Raw genomic sequence first — 19,523 nt, forward strand, 5'->3', positions numbered from 1 at the left:
CATCTCCCGCCCCTCTTCCCTTATTTGCGGTTGGCCAGCGCCGCCTGGGCTGCGGCTAGGCGGGCGATCGGCACGCGATAGGGCGAGGCCGACACATAATCGAGGCCAGTCTGCTCGCAGAAGGCGATCGACGCCGGATCGCCGCCATGTTCGCCGCAAATGCCGAGCTTGATGCCGTCGCGGGTGGCGCGGCCGCGTTCGGCCGCCAGTTCGATGAGCTGGCCCACACCCTCCACATCGATGCTGACGAACGGGTCGCGGGCGAAGATGCCCTTGTCGACATATTGCGTCAGGAAGCGGCCTGCGTCGTCGCGGCTGATGCCGATGGTCGTCTGCGTCAGGTCGTTGGTGCCGAAGGAGAAGAATTCGCCCACTTCCGCGATCTCGCCTGCCTTCAACGCCGCGCGCGGCAGTTCGATCATTGTGCCGACCAGATAGTCGACGCTGGCGCCCTGCTCCTCGAAAACCTGCTTGGCTACGCTGTCGACGATCGCCTTCATCAGCTCCAGCTCCTTCTTCGTTGCGACGAGCGGGATCATGATTTCAGGGATCGGCGCTTCGCCCGAACGCTGCTTGATGATCAGCGCGGCTTCGAAGATGGCGCGGGCCTGCATCTCGTATATTTCAGGGTAGGTGACGCCCAGACGGCAACCACGATGGCCCAGCATCGGATTGAATTCATGCAGTTCGGCGGCACGGCGCTTGAGCGCCTCCACGCCGACGCCAGCCGCCTTGGCCACTTCCTCGAACTCCGCTTCGCCATGGGGCAGGAATTCGTGCAGCGGCGGGTCGAGCAGACGGATGGTGACGGGCAGGCCCGCCATCACCATGAATATCTGCGCAAAGTCGTCGCGCTGCTCAGGGAGCAGCTTGTCGAGCGCCACGCGACGGCCCTTTTCGCTGTCCGCGAGGATCATCTCACGAACGGCGGTGATGCGGGCGGCGTCGAAGAACATATGCTCGGTGCGACAAAGGCCCACGCCTTCCGCGCCGAAATCGCGGGCGGTCTGGCAGTCCAACGGGGTTTCGGCATTGGCGCGGACCTTGAGGCGGCGAACCTTGTCGGCCCAACCCATCAGCACGCCGAAGTCGCCTGCCAGTTCAGGCTGCACGGTCGGCACTTCGCCCGCCATCACCTCGCCGGTGGCGCCGTCAATGGTGAGGATGTCGCCTTCCTTGAGGATGCGGTCGCCAATCCGCAGCGTCTTGTTGGCATTGTCGATCGACAGGCTACCCGCGCCGGAGACGCAGGGACGGCCCATGCCGCGAGCGACCACAGCCGCGTGGCTGGTCATGCCGCCGCGTGCGGTCAGGATGCCCTTGGCCGCGTGCATGCCGTGAATGTCTTCAGGGCTGGTTTCGACGCGAACGAGGATGACCGAATCGCCCAGCTCATTGCGGCGCTCGGCGGTGTCGGCGTCGAACACGATCGCGCCCGAAGCCGCGCCCGGCGAAGCGGGCAGGCCCTTGGTCAGCACGTCGCGGGGCGCCTTGGGATCGAGCGTCGGGTGCAGAAGCTGGTCGAGCGCGGCGGGATCGACGCGGGCGACGGCTTCTTCCTCGGTGATGAGGCCTTCATTCGCCATGTCGACCGCGATCTTGAGCGCCGCCTTGGCGGTGCGCTTGCCCGAGCGGGTCTGGAGCATCCAAAGCTTGCCCTGCTGGACCGTGAACTCGATGTCCTGCATGTCGCGATAGTGCTTTTCGAGGATTTCGAACACCCGCGCCAGTTCGGCATAGGTTTCCGGCATCGCCTCTTCCATCGACAGCGGCTTGGCCCCTGCCCGCTCGCGTGCTGCAAGCGTCAGATATTGCGGTGTGCGGATACCCGCCACCACGTCCTCGCCCTGGGCGTTGATCAGATATTCGCCATAATAGGCATTTTCGCCGGTCGCGGGGTCGCGGGTAAATGCAACGCCGGTAGCCGAGGTGTCGCCCATATTGCCGAACACCATCGCCTGCACGTTGACGGCAGTGCCCCAATCGTGCGGGATCGAGTTCAGGCGGCGATAGACCTTGGCGCGGTCAGCCTGCCAGCTACCAAACACAGCGCTGATCGCGCCCCAGAGCTGATCGTTCACATCCTGCGGGAAAGGCTTGTTCCAAAGCTTTGAAACCAGCGCCTTATATTCACTGACGAGCGCCTTCCAGTCGTCGGCGGTCATTTCCGTGTCGAGCGTGTAGCCCTGGTCTTCCTTGGCGATCTCCAGGGCTTCCTCGAAGGCGCCGTGGTCGAGTTCCAGCACCACGTCGGAATACATCTGGATGAAGCGGCGATAGCTGTCCCAGGCGAAACGTTCGTCGCCGGACGTCGCAGCCAGGCCCAGCACGGTTTCGTCGTTGAGGCCGAGGTTCAACACCGTGTCCATCATGCCGGGCATCGAAATGCGCGCGCCAGAGCGGACAGAGACCAGCAGCGGGTCGGCCTTGTCACCGAATTTCTTTCCGGTGACGCCCTCGATATGGGCGATGCCGTTGGCGACTTCCGCCTTCAGGCTCTCCGGATAGACGCCGCCGTCCTGATAATAGCGCGTACACATCTCGGTCGTGATGGTGAAACCCGGAGGCACCGGCAGGCCGATGGCCGCCATGCCGTCCAGATTGGCGCCCTTGCCGCCCAGAAGATTCTTGTTGCCCTTGCCCCCATCATCGACGCCGCCGCCGAAACGATAGACATAACGGGTCGCGGTCGTGCTCATGCTGGCCTCTTCCATTGTCAACATAATCGCGGCTCTCCTGCACTGATTGCCGTGTATTTGTGCGTTGCAACAAAACTTTAAAACAGGGGAGCGATAAACGCACCTGCTTTTACGATAATTGCTCTCTCACTTCACTGATTTTCCCGCTTGAGCGGGTATCTTTCGGTATTAACCCGTAATTTTTGAGAAATCCGCGACCGCATGCACAGCGTCCCGTACCCGCGCAAGCAGCGCGAGGCGAGTGGAACGCTTTGCCGGATCGGTATCGTTGACAGTGACGCTTTCGAAAAAGGCGTCGATCGGTGCGCGCAATGTTGCGAGTGCGGCCATCGCGCCCTCGAAATCCTCCGCCGCGACGGAAGCGGCAGCGCGAGGCTCGGCGGCATCGAGCGCGGCGATGAGGTCGGCCTCCGCCTGTTCGGGGGCGTAGGTCAATTCGACCTTCTCAGCGGTTTCGACGCCTTCCTTTTTGAGGATGTTGGCGGCGCGCTTGTAACCGGCGAGCAGGTTCGTGCCGTCATCGGTGACAATGAAGGACTGGAGCGCCTTCACGCGGGCGAGCAGGCGGACGAGATTGTCCTCTCCGCCGAGCGCGAACACTGCGTCTATCAGATCGTGACGGACGCCTGCTTCCTTCTGCTGGACCTTTAGGCGATCTGCGAAGAAGTCGAGGAGATTGTCTGCCGACCTATGCAATTTGCCTAGCACCTCATCAGGTTCTCCACCGAACCGAGTGCGCGAGAAGTGGTTATCCACCGTGGCTACACTTAGAACTTCTCGTAGTGACAGATTGAGTTCGTTGCGAACGATCAGTTCGATAATCCCAAGTGCGGCTCTCCGGAGCGCGAAGGGATCTTTCGATCCGGTCGGCGGCAGGTCTATCGCAAAGAAGCTGCCCAATGTATCGAGCTTATCTGCCAACGAAACGGCGACAGTAACCGGAGCGCTTGGCACTTCGTCCCCCTGCCCGACCGGCTTGTAGTGATCGCGGACGGCATCTACCACGGCATCGGACAGCACTTCGGCGCGGGCATAATAGCCGCCCATAACGCCCTGAAGCTCAGGGAACTCGCCCACCATTTCCGTAACGAGGTCGGCCTTGGCGAGGCGCGCTGCCTGTTCGGCCTGGTCGGCGTCGGCGCCCTTGACTACGCCTTCTTCGACCAGCCAGCGGGACAGTTTCGCGACACGCTCCGCCTTGTCGGCAACGGTGCCGAGCTTTTCGTGGAAGGTGATGCGCTCCAGCTTCTTCGCGTGATCCTCAAGCTTCGTCTTGCGGTCCTGCTCCCAAAAGAAGCGGGCGTCCGACAGGCGCGCGGCGAGAACCTTGCGGTTGCCCGCGATGATCGCCGCGCCGCCATCCTTCGCTTCGATATTGGCGGTGCAGATGAAGGCCGGGGCCAGCTTGCCGCCAGCGTCGCGCAGAACGAAATATTTCTGGTTGATACGAAGGGTTAGCTGAATGACTTCAGGCGGAACCTCAAGAAAGGTCGGGTCGAAATCGCCCAGCAGCGGCACCGGCCATTCGGTCAGGCCCGCATTTTCCGAGACAAGGCCCTTATCCTCGATCACCGTATAGCCATGGGCGGCGGCAGCTTCCGCAGCCTTGGCCTCGATGATCGACTGGCGCTCCTGATGGCTGACGATCACATGGCAGGCGCGCAGCTTCTCCACATAGTCGTGGGCGTTGCCGATGGTGATCTCACCGGGATGATGGAAGCGGTGGCCAAGCGTGGCATAGCCGGATTTGACGCCTTCAACCTCGATGTCGACCAGATCGTCGCCCCAGATCGCGATGATACCTTGCAGCGGGCGGACCCAGCGAAGGCTTTCCGTGGTCTGCGACGCCGCGCCCCAACGCATGGACTTGGGCCAGGGGAAGGCGCGGATGACGGTGGGCACGGCTTCAGCCAGTACCTGCGCCGTAGCACGGCCGGGCTTGTTGACGACCGCGAACCAGACGCCGTCGCGGTCCTCAAGCTGGTCCTGCGTCAAGCCCGTCTTGCGGAGGAAGCCTTCCAGCGCCTGAGCCGGAGCAGACGTGCGCGGGCCTTTATACTCCTCGCTGACAGCAGCCGTTTCGAGCGGCAGGCCCTTCGCGATCAACGCCAGACGGCGCGGCGTGACGAAGCTGTCGATGCTTTCCGGCTTAAGACCAGCCTTCGCCAGTTCCTCCGTAAAGAGGCGGGCGAGGTCTTCCGACGCCTTCAATTGCATGCGCGCCGGGATTTCCTCGCAGCGCAGTTCGAGCAGGAAATCGGTCATCACGCGGCCCACCCGTTCACTTCCATCCACTTTTCGCAGGCGCCCTTGGCGAGATCGCGCACACGGCCGATATAGCTGGCGCGTTCCTGCACCGAAATGACGCCGCGCGCTTGCAGCAGGTTGAACACATGGCTCGCCTTGATCGCCTGGTCATAAGCGGCGAGCGGAACCCCCGCCTCCAGCGACGCCTTGCACTCCGCCTCTGCATCCTTGAACCAGCGGAACAGCTTTTCGGTGTCCGCGATCTCGAAGTTCCACTTCGACATCTGCCGCTCATTTTCAAGGAACACGTCGCCATAGGTGACGCCGGCATCGTTGAATTTCAGGTCGTAGACGCTGTCGACGCCCTGAATATACATGGCGAGGCGTTCCAGGCCGTAGGTCAGTTCGCCCGCCACCGGCTTGCAGTCGAAGCCGCCCATTTGCTGGAAATAGGTGAACTGGGTGACCTCCATACCGTCGCACCAGACTTCCCAGCCCAGGCCCCAGGCGCCCAGCGTCGGGCTTTCCCAGTCGTCCTCGACGAAGCGGATGTCATGGACCAGCGGATCGATGCCGATCTCCACCAGCGAACCCAGATAGAGTTCCTGGAGGTTCGCCGGGCTCGGCTTCATGATCACCTGATATTGGTAATAATGCTGGAGCCGGTTGGGATTTTCACCATAGCGGCCATCCGTAGGCCGGCGGCTGGGCTGGATATAGGCGGCGTTCCAGGCATTCGGGCCAAGGCTGCGCAGCGTCGTCGCCGGGTGGAAGGTGCCCGCGCCCACTTCCATGTCATAGGGTTGCAGGATCACGCAGCCTTGGCGACCCCAATAGGCATGGAGCGTCAGGATCAGATCCTGAAAGGAGAGCGCTTTGCTTGTCGCCACGGATGGTCCCCAGAAATCACGGCTCGAAAAATGACGGTTCGATTGCGGCGCGCCTTGGCGCAGCGAGGGCGCAGGGTCAAGGAAAAGAGGGCGGGAAGAAGGGTAAATCCGCTTGCTCTGTCGCCTTGGGAAACGCATGGATGGGGCAAGATCGATCAGATGGACGTAAAAACCGCATGAAATGGCCCAATTTCCAATGGCTGGCACCCGCCATGATGTTGCTTGGCGGATGCGCGCTGGAGCGGCCCGCCATCGCTCGCGATACGGCGGCGCGCTCGACCTATGTGACGCCCGCGCTGTGGACGGTGAAGGATGCCGACACCACCATCTATCTGTTCGGCACGGTCCATGTGATGAAGCCGGGGGTCGACTGGTATAAGGGCGGGGTCAAATCGGCCTTCGAACGATCGGACGAGCTGGTGCTGGAAATCGTCGAACCGGAAGACCCCGGCGCCCTGGCTTCCACCATGGCGGGGGCGGCGCTGGCGCGGGACGGGGTGAAGCTGTCGGACCGGCTGGGCGCGGAGGAACGCAACAAATATCTGGCGGCGATGACGGCCAATGGCCTGCCCTGGCAGAGTTTCGAGATGTTCAACCCCTGGATGGCGGGCATGGCATTGTCGGTGCAGCCGCTGGAGAAGCTGGGGTACAAGTCCAGCCTCGGCGCGGAGAAGGTGCTGACGGCGGCGGCCAGCGCTTCGGGCAAGAAGGTCGGCGCGCTGGAGACGGTCGAGCAGCAGCTCGGCTATTTCGCGGGCCTGCCGATGGAGCAGCAGGTGAAGTTCCTGACCGCGACCGTAGAGGGCTTGCCCGACATGGACAGGGAATTCGCCAGCCTGGTCGCCCACTGGCAGGGCGGGGAACCGGAGAAGCTGGCGGTCGAAATGAACGAATCGCTGGAGGCGACGCCGGAACTGGCGAAGGTGCTGCTGATTCAGCGCAACGCCAATTGGGCGAAGTGGATCAAGCAGCGGCTCGACCAGCCCGGTACGGTGTTCATCGCCGTGGGCGCCGGGCATCTGGCGGGCAAGGGCAGCGTGCAGGATCAGTTGAAGGCGCTGGGAGTCCCCTCGGAGCGGGTGAAGCAATAGGATGATGCGTCGGTTGGTCTGCTGGCTGGGGCTGGCGGCCTTCTTGCTGTTGGCCGCTTGCGGGGACAGGCCCCCTGCCCCGCCGCCGGGCGGCGGGCCTGCGCTGTGGCGGGTCGAGGGCAAGAGTGTGGATGGCTGGCTGTTCGGGACCATCCATGTGCTGCCCGATAATGTGCAATGGCAGACGGGACCGATCAGGGACGCCATGGCGCGCGCCGACCGGTTGGTGCTGGAATCCGCGGAAATCCAGGACCAGGCCCGGACGCTGGCGCAGTTCGAGAAAATGGGGCGGAGTCCGGGGCTTCCGCCGCTGGAGGCGCGAGTGCCGGGCGAGGACAGGGCCGCGCTGGAGGCGATCGCCAGCGATGGCGGCGTCGATGTGCGGATGCTCTCCGGCTATGAGAGCTGGGCGGCGGCGATGCTGCTCTCCGCCGCAGCGCAGCAGGCGTTGCACGTCAGCCAGGATAATGGCGTCGAACCGGCCCTGATCGCCGCGTTCAGGGATGCCCGGAAACCGATCGGCGGGCTGGAGACGGTGGAGCGGCAGTTCCGGGCCTTCGATACCTTGCCTGACGCCGCGCAGCAGCGATTGCTGGTCGATACGGTGCGCGAGGCCAAGGATATGCGGACGCTCTACGACCGCATCCTGCAGGCGTGGATCAAGGGCGACATCGCCACCCTGGCGCGCGAGGATCAGATCGGTGAGGAACCCGATCCGGCGGTCGAGCGGGCCGTGCTGGCCGACCGCAACCGGGATTGGGTGAAGGCGGTGGAGACGCTCAAAGGGCGGCCATTCATCGCCGTGGGCGCAGGGCATCTGGCGGGCAAGGGCAATCTGGTCGAACTGCTGCAGGCCAACGGATATAAGGTGACGCGGGTGCAATAGGGCGCGCCCCTTGCTTTCCCGCGCTTTTCTGTTATTGGGCGCCGGTCCCGGCATGGTCATCCCTGGAGGCGTGACGGGCACCTACATCAATTTGCTTTTGGAGACACGCAATGAGCGAGCAGCTTACGCTGTCGGCAGAGGCACGCGATCGGGCAGGCAAGGGAGCCTCCCGCGCTCTCCGCCGTGAGGGCCGCGTACCCGCCGTCATCTATGGTAACAATGAAGAACCGCAGTCGATCCACGTCGAGGAAAAGCTCCTGGGCAAGCTGCTCGGCACCGGCCATTTCTTCAATTCGGTCGTCTTCGTCGAAGTCGGCGGCAAGAAGGTCCGCACCTTGCCCAAGGATGTGGCTTTCCACCCCGTGACCGACCGTCCGCTGCACGCTGACTTCCTGCGCGTTTCGGAACATGCCACCGTCCACGTCAACGTGCCGGTTGTCTTCAAGAATGAAGATGCCTCGCCGGGCATCAAGAAGGGCGGCGTCCTGAACATCGTCGCGCATGAAGTCGAACTGATCGTCGATGCGGCCGAGATTCCGGACGACGTCGTGGTCGATCTGACCGGCCTGGACGTGGGCGAATCGATCCACATCAATGCCGTGAAGCTGCCCAGGGGCGCCAAGGCCGCGCATGACGAGACCGACTTCACCGTCGCGACCATCGTTGCGCCCTCGGCCCTGAAGAGCGCTGAAGGCGACAACGAAACCCCGGCCGAAGGCGAATAAGCCTTTTCCGGTCAGCCCTTTCCGGGCTGGAAATTCCGATCCCGCTCGCCTACCCGGCGGGCGGGATTTTTCTTTGCAAGGTGAGGCGCGATGCAGATCTGGGTGGGCCTTGGCAATCCGGGCACCCAATATGCGATGAACCGGCATAATGTCGGCTTCATGGCCGTGGACGTCATCGCGGACATGCACCGCTTCTCTCCGCCCAAGAAGCAGTTCCAGGGCTGGGTGCAGGAAGGCCGCATCGGGCCGGAGAAGATCATCCTGATCAAGCCCGCGACCTTCATGAACGAGAGCGGACGATCGGTCGGTGAAGCCATGCGCTTCTACAAGCTGGCGCCCGAGGATGTGACCGTCTTTCATGACGAGCTCGACCTTGCGCCGATGAAGGTGAAGGTGAAGCGCGGGGGCGGCAATGCGGGGCATAACGGCCTGCGCTCGACCGACGCGCATATCGGGGCGGATTTTCGCCGGATCAGGATCGGCATCGGGCATCCGGGGCATAAGGACCGGGTGCATGGCTATGTGCTTGGCAATTATCACAAGAGCGAGACCGACGCGCTGGCCGACATGCTGGGCGCGATTGGAGCCGAAGCGGAATGGCTGGCCAAGGGGGACGATGCGCGGTTCATGAATGAGGTGGCGCTGCGGCTGGCGGATTAGAGATATTGGGTTTTTGGCCAATAGCTGCCATTAGGCGCGCCGTGTTCCTGCGAAGGCAGGAACCCAGTTCAGACGATGCGATGATACACGGAAGGCGGAACTGGGCTCCTGCCTTCGCAGGAGCACGGTGTACTTCAAGGAAAGCTGGTGATCCGCCTCCCACATAAGACGCCGGCACCTCTGCACGACAGGCGAGAATGCGCGTTCGTCCGCCCTGCCCTCGCGGCGAAGCGGGTAAGGCGCATTGCGGACTGCCGCATTGCCGGGCCATAGAGTAGGTCTGACTTTCCATTTTCCCAAGGGGACACGGGTGATACAGACCGTCTCGACGAAGCCTTTCGATGACCAGAAGCCGGGCACGTCCGGCCTGCGCAAGAAGGTCCGCATCTTCCAGCAGCCCCATTATGCGGAAAATTTCGTCCAATCGGTGTTCGACAGCCTGGAGGGCTATGAAGGCCAGACCCTGGTGGTCGGCGGCGACGGACGTTATCTGAACCGCGAGGTCATCCAGATCGTGCTGAAGATGGCCGCGGCGAACGGCTTTGGCCGGGTGCTGGTGGGACAGGGCGGCATTCTTTCCACCCCGGCGGCTTCCCATCTGATCCGCTCTTCCGGGGCCTTTGGCGGGCTGGTGCTGTCGGCCAGCCATAATCCGGGCGGGCCGGATGAGGATTTCGGGATCAAGTACAACGTATCCAATGGCGGCCCCGCGCCGGAGAAGGTGACGGACGCCATATATGCGCGGACGCTGGCGATCGACAGCTACCGCATATTGGAAGCGGGGGATGTTGACATTGACACGCTCGGCGCCAGCGATCTGAGCGGCATGACCGTGGAGGTGGTCGATCCCGTCGCGGGCTATGCCGATCTGATGGAGAGCCTGTTCGATTTCGCCGCCATCCGGGCGATGATCGGGGACGGCTTCACCCTTTCCTTCGACAGCATGAGCGCCGTGACGGGCCCTTATGCGGTCGAGATTTTCGAAAAGCAGCTGGGTGCGCCCGCCGGCACGGTGCGCAACGCGACCCCCCTGCCCGATTTCGGCCATCATCATCCCGATCCCAATCTGGTTCACGCCAAGGAACTTTACGACCGGTTGATGGCGGCGGATGCCCCCGATTTCGGGGCGGCTTCGGATGGCGATGGCGACCGGAACCTGATCATCGGGCAGCATTGCTATGTGACGCCGTCGGATTCGCTGGCGGTGCTGGCCGCCAACGCGCATCTGGCGCCGGGCTATGCGCGCGGCCTCAAGGGCATTGCGCGGTCGATGCCGACGAGCGGCGCGGCAGACCGGGTGGCGGAGAAGCTGGGCATTCCGCTTTATGAGACGCCGACGGGGTGGAAATTCTTCGGCAATCTGCTGGATGCCGGAATGGCGACCATCTGCGGCGAGGAAAGCGCGGGTACCGGCTCCGACCATGTGCGGGAGAAGGACGGCATCTGGGCGGTGCTGCTGTGGCTTAACATCCTTGCCGTCCGGCGGCAGAGCGTGGCGCAGATCATGGCCGAACATTGGGCGACCTATGGCCGGAACTATTATGCGCGGCATGATTATGAAGGCATCGCCAAGGACAAGGCCGATGCGCTGATGGCGGCGCTGCGCGGGAAGCTGGAGGCGTTGCCGGGGACGGCGAACAGAGGCGGCACGGTGAAGAGCGCGGACGATTTCGCCTATAGCGATCCGACCGACCATTCCGTCAGCCGCAATCAGGGCGTGCGCGTGCTGTTCGAGGATGGGTCGCGGGTGGTGTTCCGGCTTTCGGGGACGGGCACCGAAGGCGCGACCTTGCGGGTCTATATCGAACGCTATGTCGGTACGGATCGCGATCTCGGGCTGGAAACCGGCGAGGCTTTGGCGCCGCTGGTGCAAGCGGCGCAGGAAGTGGCCGATATTTCGGGCTTTACTGGCATGGAGAAGCCGAGCGTCATTACCTGACGCCAGTCGCCAACGCTTACCTTTGGGAAATCGGAGGGAAATGATGGCGCGCTAAAGCAGTGCCTGATTGACGTTCCGGTGGAGTGCGGAGATCCCGTCTTCGTCACCCCGGACTTGATCCGGGGTCCCACTGATCTTCGCGCTTCTAGCATCAGGAAGCGGGACCCCGGGTCAAGCCCGGGGTGACGGGATCACAAATGTCCTTCCCTGCCCGATGGCAGTCAATCTTCCCACGCTCTGGAAGAAGGGCGGAATTTCGCTCTTTCCTTGAGGACCCTGATGCGCCGCCTGTTCCGTGCCCTCCTTCCCTTTGTCACCCTGATGGGCTTTGCCGGAAATGCCATGGCGCGCACCACCGAAGAAGAGCAGCTTTGGGTCAACCTGACCGCCATGGGCGCGGTATCGGGAAAGCTCGTCTATTTCGCGGAGGTACAGCCTCGGATGGGCGACGGCGTGTCCCGGCTCGATCAGTTGCTGCTGCGGGGCGCCGTCGGGTGGAAGTTGTCACCCAGCTTCACTGTCTATCAGGGCTATGCCCATGTCGTGCTGCCGGTCGACGGCGGCCGGGACGTGAATGAGGAGCGCAGTTTCCAGCAGCTCAATTGGGTCATGGGAAAGCCCTGGGGCGGCGAATTGTCTTCGCGGACCCGGCTGGAACAACGCTGGCGGTCGGACGGGAAGGATATGGGCTGGCGGCTGCGCGAGATGCTGCGGTACGAGAAGCCGCTGAAGCCCGGCAGCCATGCGGTGAACGCGCTGATCTATGGCGAGGGGTTCGTGGCGCTCAACGACACCGATTGGGGCGCGAAGGGCGGGTTCGATCAGTTGCGCAGCTTTGTCGGGGCGGAACTGGGGCTGGGCGGCGCTTCGACGGCGGAGATCGGTTATCTCAACCAGTGGATCAACCAGCGCGGCGGCAATGCCCGCGTCAACCATGTGGCTTCGGTGACGCTATTCTTCCGGCACTGAGGCTGGCCTTTGCGCGCGGAAAAGGCTATCGGCGCGGCCAATCATCTTGACGTGAAGGCGGGTACATGGGTTTTCGTTGCGGTATCGTCGGGCTTCCCAATGTGGGCAAGTCCACCTTGTTCAATGCGCTGACCGAGACGCAGGCGGCGCAGGCGGCGAACTATCCCTTCTGCACCATCGAGCCGAATGAGGGCCGCGTCGCCGTGCCTGACGACCGGCTGCAGACCATCGCGAAGATCGGCGGATCGGCCAAGATCATCGAGACGCAGCTCAGCTTCGTGGATATTGCCGGGTTGGTGCGCGGCGCTTCGAAGGGTGAAGGTCTGGGCAACCAGTTCCTGGCTAATATCCGCGAGACGGACGCCATCGTCCATGTGCTGCGCTGCTTCGAGGATGGCGACATCACCCATGTCGAGGGCAAGGTCGATCCCATCGCGGACGCAGAGACGGTCGAGACCGAGCTGATGCTGGCGGACCTGGAGAGCCTGGAGAAGCGCGTCCCCAATCTCGCCAAGAAGGCGGCGCAGGGGGACAAGGAGGCCAAGGCCGCAGCTTCGGTGCTGGGACAGGCGCTGGAGTTGCTCCGCGACGGCAAGCCTGCGCGGCTCACCGTGCCCAAGGATGTCGAGGAAGAACGGCTTTTCGGCCAGGCGCAGTTGCTGACGGCCAAGCCGGTGCTTTATGTCTGCAATGTCGAGGAAGAGAGCGCCGCCACCGGCAACGCCCACTCGGCGCGGGTGTTCGAGAAGGCCGCGGCGGAAAATGCCAAGGCGGTGATCGTCTCCGCCGCGATCGAGGCGGAACTCGTCACCATGCCGGTCGAGGAGCGCGCCGAATATCTGGAAGCGCTGGGGCTGACTGAGGCGGGGCTCGCTCGCATCATCCGGGCGGGTTATGAGCTGTTGGGGCTGATCACCTTCTTCACCGTGGGACCGAAGGAAGCCCGCGCCTGGACCGTGACCAAGGGGTCGAAGGCGCCCCAGGCGGCAGGCGCGATCCATACGGATTTCGAGAAGGGCTTCATCCGGGCCGAAACCATGGCCTATGCCGACTATGTCCAGTATAACGGCGAGACCGGGGCCAAGGAAGCGGGCAAGTGGCGCTCCGAAGGCAAGGATTATGTGACGCAGGATGGCGACATCATGCTGTTCCGGTTCAACGTTTAAATCCCGATGCTGCGGCCGGGACAGGTGCCCGCCCGGCGCAAGGCGGCCTTTCCGCCCAGCGTCGATGAAGGGACGCGGCTGCTGATCCTGGGCAGCCTGCCCGGCGACGTTTCGATCAAGCAGGGCGAATATTATGCGCATCGCGGCAATGCCTTCTGGGCGTTGATGGGCGATGTTCTGGGGGAGGACTTGCGCGGTCAGCCCTATGCGCTGCGTCTGAAGCGGCTGAAGGCCCGGCGCGTGGGGCTGTGGGACGTGATCGAGAGCGCGGACCGGGAGGGAAGCCTCGACAGCGCGATCCGGGGCGCGGAACTGCGCGATCTTGGGGCTTTCGTTGATCGGCTTCCGGCGCTGGAGGCGGTGGCGTTCAACGGCAAGACGGCAGCGCTGCATGGGCGAAGGCAGATCGGGGAACGACCAGGACTGGCGCTGATCGACCTGCCCTCCTCCAGCGGCGCCTTTGCCAGCATGTCGCGGGAGGCCAAGCGGGAGGCCTGGATGGTCATCGCGCCTTATATCGGGGCATAGCGTCACTTTACCGTCATGGGCGGGCTGCTAAGAAATGCGCCATGCTTCTCCGTCGCTTTCCCTTCGTCTGCCTGTTCCTGCTCGCCACGCTCGGTGCTTGCGCGCCGGTCGGGCAGCGGCCGGTTTCCACTGCTGCTTCTGTCGAAGAGAGGCAGCCCGTCACGATCCTGGTGTCCATAGACGGCTTTCGGCCGGACTATCTGAAACGCGGGGTGACGCCGCATCTCTCTGCGCTGGCGGCTGATGGAGTGGAGGCGCCGATGCGGCCCTCCTTTCCGACCAAGACCTTTCCCAATCACTGGGCGATCGTGACCGGCGAGCGCCCGGACCATAGCGGCATCGTCGCCAACAAGATGGAAGATGCGTCGCGGCCGGACGAAACATTCACCATGGCCAGCGACGATCCCTATTGGTGGAAGGAAGCCGAGCCGATCTGGGTGACGGCGGAAAAGGCGGGCGTGCGGACGGGGACTTTGTTCTGGCCCGGCTCCAATGTCGCCTGGGGGGCAAGCAAGGCTTCGTCCTGGCCCTATCAGCGGACCGGCGGCACGCGGCCCAGCGACTGGGCACAGTTCAACCAGGAGATTTCCGGGGTTCAGCGGGTGAATAGCGTGCTGGATCTGCTGCGCCGGCCCGCTGCGATACGGCCGCGCTTCCTGACGCTTTATTTCGATGCGGTGGACACGGCCGGGCACGCCAACGGGCCGGACGCGGCGGAAACAGCCAGCGCCGTGCAGGAGGTCGACGGGCAGGTCGGCATGCTGGTCGATGGGCTGAAGGCGCTGGGGCAGCCGGCCAACCTCATCATCCTGTCCGACCATGGCATGGCGCAGAAATCCAGCGAGCGGGTGGTGGCGATGGACAAGGTCGCGAACCCGGCGGACTATCGGATCGTGGAGAGCGGCCCTTATGCCAGCCTGGCGGCCCAGCCGGGGCATGAGGCGGCGCTGGAGGCGGCCCTGCTGAAGCCGCAGCCGCATATGCAATGCTGGCGCAAGAGCGATATTCCAGCGCGCTTCCATTATGGGACGCACCGGCGCATCCCGCCCTATTTCTGCCTGGGGGAGACTGGCTGGGTCATTCAGCCGACCGCGCCCGCCAAGCCCTTTACCGGCGGCGATCATGGCTGGGACGACCGGGCGCCGGAGATGCAGGCGCTGTTCATCGCAAATGGGCCGTCGTTCAACGTGCGGTTTCAGCCCTCGGCGGACTTTGCCAATGTCGATGTCTACCCGTTGCTGGCGCGGCTGCTGGGGATCGCGCCCTTGCCGGGGGACGGCGATCCGGCGGTTCTGGCGGGCATTCTCAGACGTTGACGTTTTCGTTAACGGAAACTACTTCTCCGCTCGTTGCAGAAGGAAACGGGTATGAGCGAGATCGTCTATTTCGAAGATGTGATGGTGGGCGACAGGAACGAGTTCGGTCCGCTGACCATCAGCCGGGAGGAGATCGTCGCCTTCGCCCAACAATTCGATCCGCAGCCCTTCCACCTGTCGGACGAGGCGGCGGCTGAGACTCATTTCGGCAGCCTTGCCTCCAGCGGCTGGCATACGACGGCGCTGTCGATGAAGATGATGGTGGCGCAATGGCAACGCAATCCGGGCATGCAGGCAGCGAGCCTGGGGGCTTTGGGCGTCGACGAGCTCCGCTGGCTGCAGCCGGTGCGGCCAGGGGACACGCTACGCGGGACGTCGGAAGTGATCGAGACGAAGGCCTCCCGAAGCCGTCCGGAAATGGGGATCGTCAAAACGCATATCACGCTGTTCAACCAGCGCGACGAGCCGGTGCTGTCTATGAAGCCGATCGCGATGTTCCGGACGCGGCCGGCCTGATTCAGCGCGGCTGCGGCTGGTTGGCGCGGGCGTCGGCGGCCATGATCCGGATGGTGGGTTTCGGCGCGCTGGCGATCTGGATCGTATGAAGGCCGGGCGGCAGGTCGAACCAGACGATCTTGCGGATGCCGGAACAGTCCGGGCCGTGGCCATGATCCACCGATGGGAGCGCGGTCGCGCCGGTGGCGGCGTCGATCCAGGCGGCATCGGACAGGGCTATGCCGACGCGGGCTTGGTCCTTGACGGCGAGCGTGAAAAGGCCGGCATAGCTTTTGGGGAGGGTCTTTCCGGGCGGGACCGCGAACTGGACCTGCGGGCCGGGACGGAGCGTCGCCGTCAGCGGCTTGCCGAGGATAAGGCGGGGCGCAGTGGAGGCCGTGGCTCCGGCGGTAGCGGCGCCGCTTTGGGGCCAGCTCGTCCAGGGTTCGGCCAGCGGCGGCGGACTGGCGCAGGGGTCGGGCGCAGCCTGGGCGCTCAGTGGGGCGAGCGCGAAGAGGAAGAAAAGCCGCTTCATTCGTGGGTGCCTTTGAATGGGTCTGGGGTTAGGTTTGCGCATATGGCGGGTGGAGGCAAGCCATGTCATTTCAGTCGAGGATTGGACATCATTCCCGGCTGAACGGCTTTCGATGCCGCCATGGTGCAACTGGGCCGAGGCCTGCGTACAACACGGCATCACCGCCAAGTCCGATTTGAGTGGAAGACGGACCGTCTGCTTGCGCTGCTTTCCTTTAAGTACACCGTGCTCCTGCGTAGGCAGGAGCCCAGTCCTGCCCTCAATATGTCATCCTAACGCCTGAACTGGGCTCCTGCCTGCGCAGGAGCACGGTATGCGTAATGGCGGCGCTGGCCGAACTCAGTCACTCTTAGCCACGATCCTCCGCCTTCCGAACAATATCCGGCAAGAACCCATCCTATTTCCTGCCAAAAAGCTTCTCAATATCGCCATGACCAAGCTTCACCCAGGTCGGGCGGCCGTGATTGCATTGGCCACTGCGGGGGGTGATCTCCATCTCGCGGAGCAGCGCGTTCATTTCCGCGACGCTCAATATCCGGCCTGCGCGGACGGAACCGTGGCAGGCCATGGTGGCGGCGACCAGATCCAGGCGCTCCTTCAGGGACAGGGCGCTGTCATAGGCGGCCAGGTCGTCGGCCAGGTCGGACACCAGCCCCTGTACGTCGCCCTGCCCCAGCATGGCCGGGGTCGCGCGGACGAGCATGGCGGCAGGACCGAAGCGCTCCAGTTCCAGGCCGAAATCCTTGAGTTCCGCAATGCGCGCTTCAAGGCGGTCGCAGGCGGGCTCGTCCAGTTCGACCACTTCGGGCAGGAGCAGCGTCTGGGCGGCGACGCCCTGCCCCTCCATGGCCCGGCGCATGCGTTCCAGCGTCAGGCGCTCATGGGCAGCGTGCTGGTCGACGATGACGAGACCGTCCTCCGCTTCCGCGACGATATAGGTGCGGGCGACCTGGCCCCTAGCGACGCCCAGGGGGAAGCTGGTTCCTTCCAGCGCTGGCGCGGCGGCGGGTTCGGCGCGGGCCTGCGGCGGGGGCGTGAGGAAAGTCGGGCGGCGTTCGGCCACCGAGTAGCTCGGAACGGGTGCGCCCGCGGCTTCGAAGATCGGCATCGCGCCGATCGGCGTGGGGGAAATGGGTTCGGCCTTCCATGCAGAGAGCCCGGCGGGATCGGCATGCTGGACGGCGCGGAAACCCTCTGCATCGAGGGCACGGCGCAGGCCGGAGACGATCATGCCCCGGATCAGCGCCGGATCGCGGAAGCGGACTTCGGTCTTGGCGGGGTGGACGTTGACGTCGACCTCCAGCGGCGGAACGTCGAGGAACAGCGCCACGACCGGATGCCGGTCCCGCGCCAGCATGTCGGCATAGGCGCCGCGCACTGCGCCGACGAGCAGCCGGTCGCGCACCGGGCGGCCGTTCACGAACAGGAACTGATGATCGCCCACGCCGCGATTATAGGTGGGGAGCGAGGCCACGCCCGACAGGCGTACCCCTTCCCGCTCCAGCGCGACGATCACATGATTGTCCGCCAGCGCCCGGTCGGTGAGCGCGGCGACGCGATCCTCCCGCGCTTCATCGGCCTGCACCCCCATCACCCGGCGACCGTCATGCTCCATGCTGAAGGCGATGGCGGGATGCGCCATGGCCAGGCGGCGGATGACGTCAAGGCAGGCGGCATATTCCGCCTTGGCCGAGCGCAGGAATTTGCGGCGGGCGGGAACCCTGCCAAACAATTGCTCGACCGTGACCCGCGTGCCGGGCGGGAGGGCGGCAGGGCCTTCACTCACCACCACCCCATTGTCGACCGTGCGATTCCACCCGTCCTGCCCCTGTGGCCGGCTGTCGATGGAGAGGCGCGCGACGCTGGCGATGGAGGGCAAGGCTTCCCCCCGGAAACCCAGGGTGGCGACATTTTCGATGGCGTCGTCGGGCAGTTTCGAAGTGGCGTGGCGTTCCAGCGCCAGCGCGATCTCCCCTGAGTCCATGCCGCAGCCGTCGTCGCTCACTTCGATCCGGTCGAGCCCGCCGTTCGAAATGCGGATGGCAATCCGGCGCGATCCCGCATCCACTGCATTTTCAACGATTTCCTTGAGCGCGCTGGCGGGTCTTTCGACCACTTCGCCCGCGGCGATGCGATTGACCAGATGTTCGGGCAGACGGCGTATTGACATTGATTAGTGACTAGCCCAAGCGAGCGCTTTCCGCGAGACGCATGCCCATAAAAAATTGGTGACCGTTATCTGGTTATCTGGGGGGCAGGTGAATTGCGGGGCGAACTTTCCGACTGTCCCGGTTCGCTTCGCCGGGGGGTGGGCTGAACAGGAACAGGCATGTCGATCTTCTCGCGTCTCTTCAAACTCTCCTCTCAGGACATGGCCATCGACCTCGGCACGGCGAACACCGTGGTCTATGTGCGCGGGCGCGGCATCGTGCTCAACGAACCGTCGGTGGTGGCGGTCGAGACGCTGAACGGCGTGAAGCGGGTGAAGGCGGTCGGTGACGACGCCAAGCTGATGATGGGCAAGACCCCCGATTCGATCGAAGCCATCCGGCCGCTGCGAGACGGCGTGATCGCGGACATCGATGTCGCGGAGCAGATGATCAAGCATTTCATCACCAAGGTGCATGGCGGCAAGTCGCGCCCCTGGCGCTTCCCGGAGATCGTGATCTGCGTGCCGTCGGGTTCCACCAGCGTGGAGCGCCGCGCGATTCGCGACGCCGCGAGCAATGCCGGTGCGAGCCAGGTCTTCCTGATCGAAGAACCCATGGCCGCCGCGATCGGCGCCGACATGCCGGTGACCGAGCCGATCGGCTCCATGGTGGTCGACATTGGCGGCGGCACGACCGAAGTCGCGGTACTCTCGCTGCGGGGCCTGGCCTATACCACCTCCGTGCGCGTCGGCGGCGACAAGATGGACGAGGCCATCGTCTCCTTCGTGCGCCGCCATCACAATCTGCTCATCGGTGAAGCGACCGCCGAGCGGATCAAGAAGCAGTTCGGCGTCGCCCAGCCGCCGGAGGATGGCGTGGGCGAGACGATCCACATCAAGGGCCGCGACCTGGTAAACGGAGTTCCCAAGGAAATCTCCATCAATCAGGGCCAGATTGCCGACGCGCTGGCCGAACCGATCAGCACCATCGTCGAGGGCGTGCGCATCGCGCTGGAGAACACCGCGCCGGAACTGGCGGCGGACATCGTCGATCAGGGCATCGTGCTCACGGGCGGCGGCGCGCTGCTCAAGGGATTGGACGACGAGCTGCGCGACGAGACCGGCCTGCCCGTCACCATCGCTGAAGATCCGCTGACCTGCGTCGCGATCGGCACTGGCCGCGCGATGGAAGATCCGATCTTCCGGGGCGTCCTCCAAACCGCTTAAG

The 19,523-nt window shown here is 64.1% G+C and carries 16 protein-coding genes; 11 read left to right on the forward strand and 5 right to left on the reverse strand.

Translation table 11 applies throughout. The annotated features are described in order from the left end of the window. Positions 1-20: 20 nt before the first annotated feature. The 3 genes from ppdK to HUK72_RS04980 all read right to left on the reverse strand — a co-directional run bounded on the left by ppdK (position 21) and on the right by HUK72_RS04980 (position 5,836). Positions 21-2,723 carry a pyruvate, phosphate dikinase gene (gene ppdK, locus HUK72_RS04970; RefSeq protein WP_176595796.1) on the reverse strand — a complete coding sequence of 901 codons (2,703 nt, stop codon included), beginning with the start codon at positions 2,721-2,723 and terminating at the stop codon, positions 21-23. 144 nt (positions 2,724-2,867) lie between these two features. Further along, entirely contained in the window at positions 2,868-4,964 is a 2,097-nt protein-coding gene (glyS, locus tag HUK72_RS04975) for a glycine--tRNA ligase subunit beta (protein WP_176597749.1), read from the reverse strand. After that, a complete protein-coding gene (locus HUK72_RS04980) occupies positions 4,964-5,836 on the reverse strand; it encodes a glycine--tRNA ligase subunit alpha (protein ID WP_176595797.1) in 873 nt (290 codons plus the stop codon). Before HUK72_RS04980 ends, glyS begins: the two co-directional genes overlap by 1 nt. Positions 5,837-6,012: 176 nt before the next feature. Here HUK72_RS04980 and HUK72_RS04985 point away from each other — a divergent pair, with 176 nt between their 5' ends. From HUK72_RS04985 to HUK72_RS05030, 10 genes are all read left to right on the forward strand, one after another. Continuing rightward, positions 6,013-6,927, forward strand: coding sequence for a TraB/GumN family protein (locus HUK72_RS04985; RefSeq protein WP_176595798.1), 915 nt, complete (start codon positions 6,013-6,015; stop codon positions 6,925-6,927). A 1-nt stretch (position 6,928) separates the two neighbouring features. Further along, a complete protein-coding gene (locus HUK72_RS04990) occupies positions 6,929-7,813 on the forward strand; it encodes a TraB/GumN family protein (RefSeq protein ID WP_176595799.1) in 885 nt (294 codons plus the stop codon). Between the two features lie 110 nt (positions 7,814-7,923). Continuing rightward, positions 7,924-8,538: a 50S ribosomal protein L25/general stress protein Ctc gene (locus HUK72_RS04995; protein ID WP_176595800.1), complete on the forward strand. Its 615-nt coding sequence runs from the start codon at positions 7,924-7,926 to the stop codon at positions 8,536-8,538. Between the two features lie 90 nt (positions 8,539-8,628). Then, positions 8,629-9,198, forward strand: coding sequence for an aminoacyl-tRNA hydrolase (gene pth / locus HUK72_RS05000; RefSeq protein ID WP_176595801.1), 570 nt, complete (start codon positions 8,629-8,631; stop codon positions 9,196-9,198). A gap of 310 nt (positions 9,199-9,508) precedes the next feature. Then, on the forward strand, positions 9,509-11,137 hold the full coding sequence (locus HUK72_RS05005; protein ID WP_176595802.1) for an alpha-D-glucose phosphate-specific phosphoglucomutase: 1,629 nt from the start codon (positions 9,509-9,511) through the stop codon (positions 11,135-11,137). 279 nt (positions 11,138-11,416) lie between these two features. Then, positions 11,417-12,106 (forward strand): DUF2490 domain-containing protein, encoded by a 690-nt coding sequence (locus HUK72_RS05010; RefSeq protein ID WP_176595803.1) that lies wholly within the window; start codon positions 11,417-11,419, stop codon positions 12,104-12,106. 65 nt (positions 12,107-12,171) lie between these two features. Further along, positions 12,172-13,272, forward strand: coding sequence for a redox-regulated ATPase YchF (ychF, locus tag HUK72_RS05015; RefSeq protein WP_176595804.1), 1,101 nt, complete (start codon positions 12,172-12,174; stop codon positions 13,270-13,272). Positions 13,273-13,278: 6 nt separating this feature from the next. Beyond that, positions 13,279-13,800, forward strand: a complete 522-nt coding sequence (locus HUK72_RS05020; protein ID WP_176595805.1) for a DNA-deoxyinosine glycosylase — start codon at positions 13,279-13,281, stop codon at positions 13,798-13,800. A gap of 41 nt (positions 13,801-13,841) precedes the next feature. Next, a complete protein-coding gene (locus tag HUK72_RS05025; RefSeq protein WP_176595806.1) occupies positions 13,842-15,116 on the forward strand; it encodes an ectonucleotide pyrophosphatase/phosphodiesterase in 1,275 nt (424 codons plus the stop codon). A gap of 51 nt (positions 15,117-15,167) precedes the next feature. Then, positions 15,168-15,632: a MaoC family dehydratase gene (locus tag HUK72_RS05030; protein WP_176595807.1), complete on the forward strand. Its 465-nt coding sequence runs from the start codon at positions 15,168-15,170 to the stop codon at positions 15,630-15,632. Between the two features lies 1 nt (position 15,633). Here HUK72_RS05030 and HUK72_RS05035 read toward each other — a convergent pair whose 3' ends face one another. Then, complete coding sequence (locus HUK72_RS05035; protein ID WP_176595808.1) at positions 15,634-16,146, reverse strand: hypothetical protein; 513 nt, start codon at positions 16,144-16,146, stop codon at positions 15,634-15,636. Positions 16,147-16,543: 397 nt separating this feature from the next. Continuing rightward, the gene (gene mutL, locus HUK72_RS05040) at positions 16,544-18,316 is read right to left on the reverse strand and encodes a DNA mismatch repair endonuclease MutL (RefSeq protein ID WP_176595809.1); all 1,773 of its coding nucleotides are present in this window, start codon (positions 18,314-18,316) and stop codon (positions 16,544-16,546) included. 159 nt (positions 18,317-18,475) lie between these two features. On the opposite strand from mutL, the gene HUK72_RS05045 reads away from it, so the two are divergent. After that, on the forward strand, positions 18,476-19,522 hold the full coding sequence (locus HUK72_RS05045) for a rod shape-determining protein (protein WP_007685698.1): 1,047 nt from the start codon (positions 18,476-18,478) through the stop codon (positions 19,520-19,522). Position 19,523: the final 1 nt, after the last annotated feature.

The organism is Sphingobium sp. 15-1, from assembly GCF_013375535.1.
In the GTDB taxonomy this organism is placed as follows: Bacteria; Pseudomonadota; Alphaproteobacteria; order Sphingomonadales; family Sphingomonadaceae; genus Sphingobium; species Sphingobium aromaticivastans.

Coding starts and splice junctions, on each gene's coding strand:
- ppdK (WP_176595796.1), bottom strand. CDS start 2,723: ATGTTGACAATGGAAGAGGCCAGCATGAGCACGACCGCGACCCGTTAT.
- glyS (WP_176597749.1), bottom strand. CDS start 4,964: ATGACCGATTTCCTGCTCGAACTGCGCTGCGAGGAAATCCCGGCGCGC.
- HUK72_RS04985 (WP_176595798.1), top strand. CDS start 6,013: ATGAAATGGCCCAATTTCCAATGGCTGGCACCCGCCATGATGTTGCTT.
- HUK72_RS04990 (WP_176595799.1), top strand. CDS start 6,929: ATGATGCGTCGGTTGGTCTGCTGGCTGGGGCTGGCGGCCTTCTTGCTG.
- HUK72_RS04995 (WP_176595800.1), top strand. CDS start 7,924: ATGAGCGAGCAGCTTACGCTGTCGGCAGAGGCACGCGATCGGGCAGGC.
- pth (WP_176595801.1), top strand. CDS start 8,629: ATGCAGATCTGGGTGGGCCTTGGCAATCCGGGCACCCAATATGCGATG.
- HUK72_RS05010 (WP_176595803.1), top strand. CDS start 11,417: ATGCGCCGCCTGTTCCGTGCCCTCCTTCCCTTTGTCACCCTGATGGGC.
- ychF (WP_176595804.1), top strand. CDS start 12,172: ATGGGTTTTCGTTGCGGTATCGTCGGGCTTCCCAATGTGGGCAAGTCC.
- HUK72_RS05020 (WP_176595805.1), top strand. CDS start 13,279: ATGCTGCGGCCGGGACAGGTGCCCGCCCGGCGCAAGGCGGCCTTTCCG.
- HUK72_RS05025 (WP_176595806.1), top strand. CDS start 13,842: ATGCTTCTCCGTCGCTTTCCCTTCGTCTGCCTGTTCCTGCTCGCCACG.
- HUK72_RS05030 (WP_176595807.1), top strand. CDS start 15,168: ATGAGCGAGATCGTCTATTTCGAAGATGTGATGGTGGGCGACAGGAAC.
- HUK72_RS05035 (WP_176595808.1), bottom strand. CDS start 16,146: ATGAAGCGGCTTTTCTTCCTCTTCGCGCTCGCCCCACTGAGCGCCCAG.
- mutL (WP_176595809.1), bottom strand. CDS start 18,316: ATGTCAATACGCCGTCTGCCCGAACATCTGGTCAATCGCATCGCCGCG.
- HUK72_RS05045 (WP_007685698.1), top strand. CDS start 18,476: ATGTCGATCTTCTCGCGTCTCTTCAAACTCTCCTCTCAGGACATGGCC.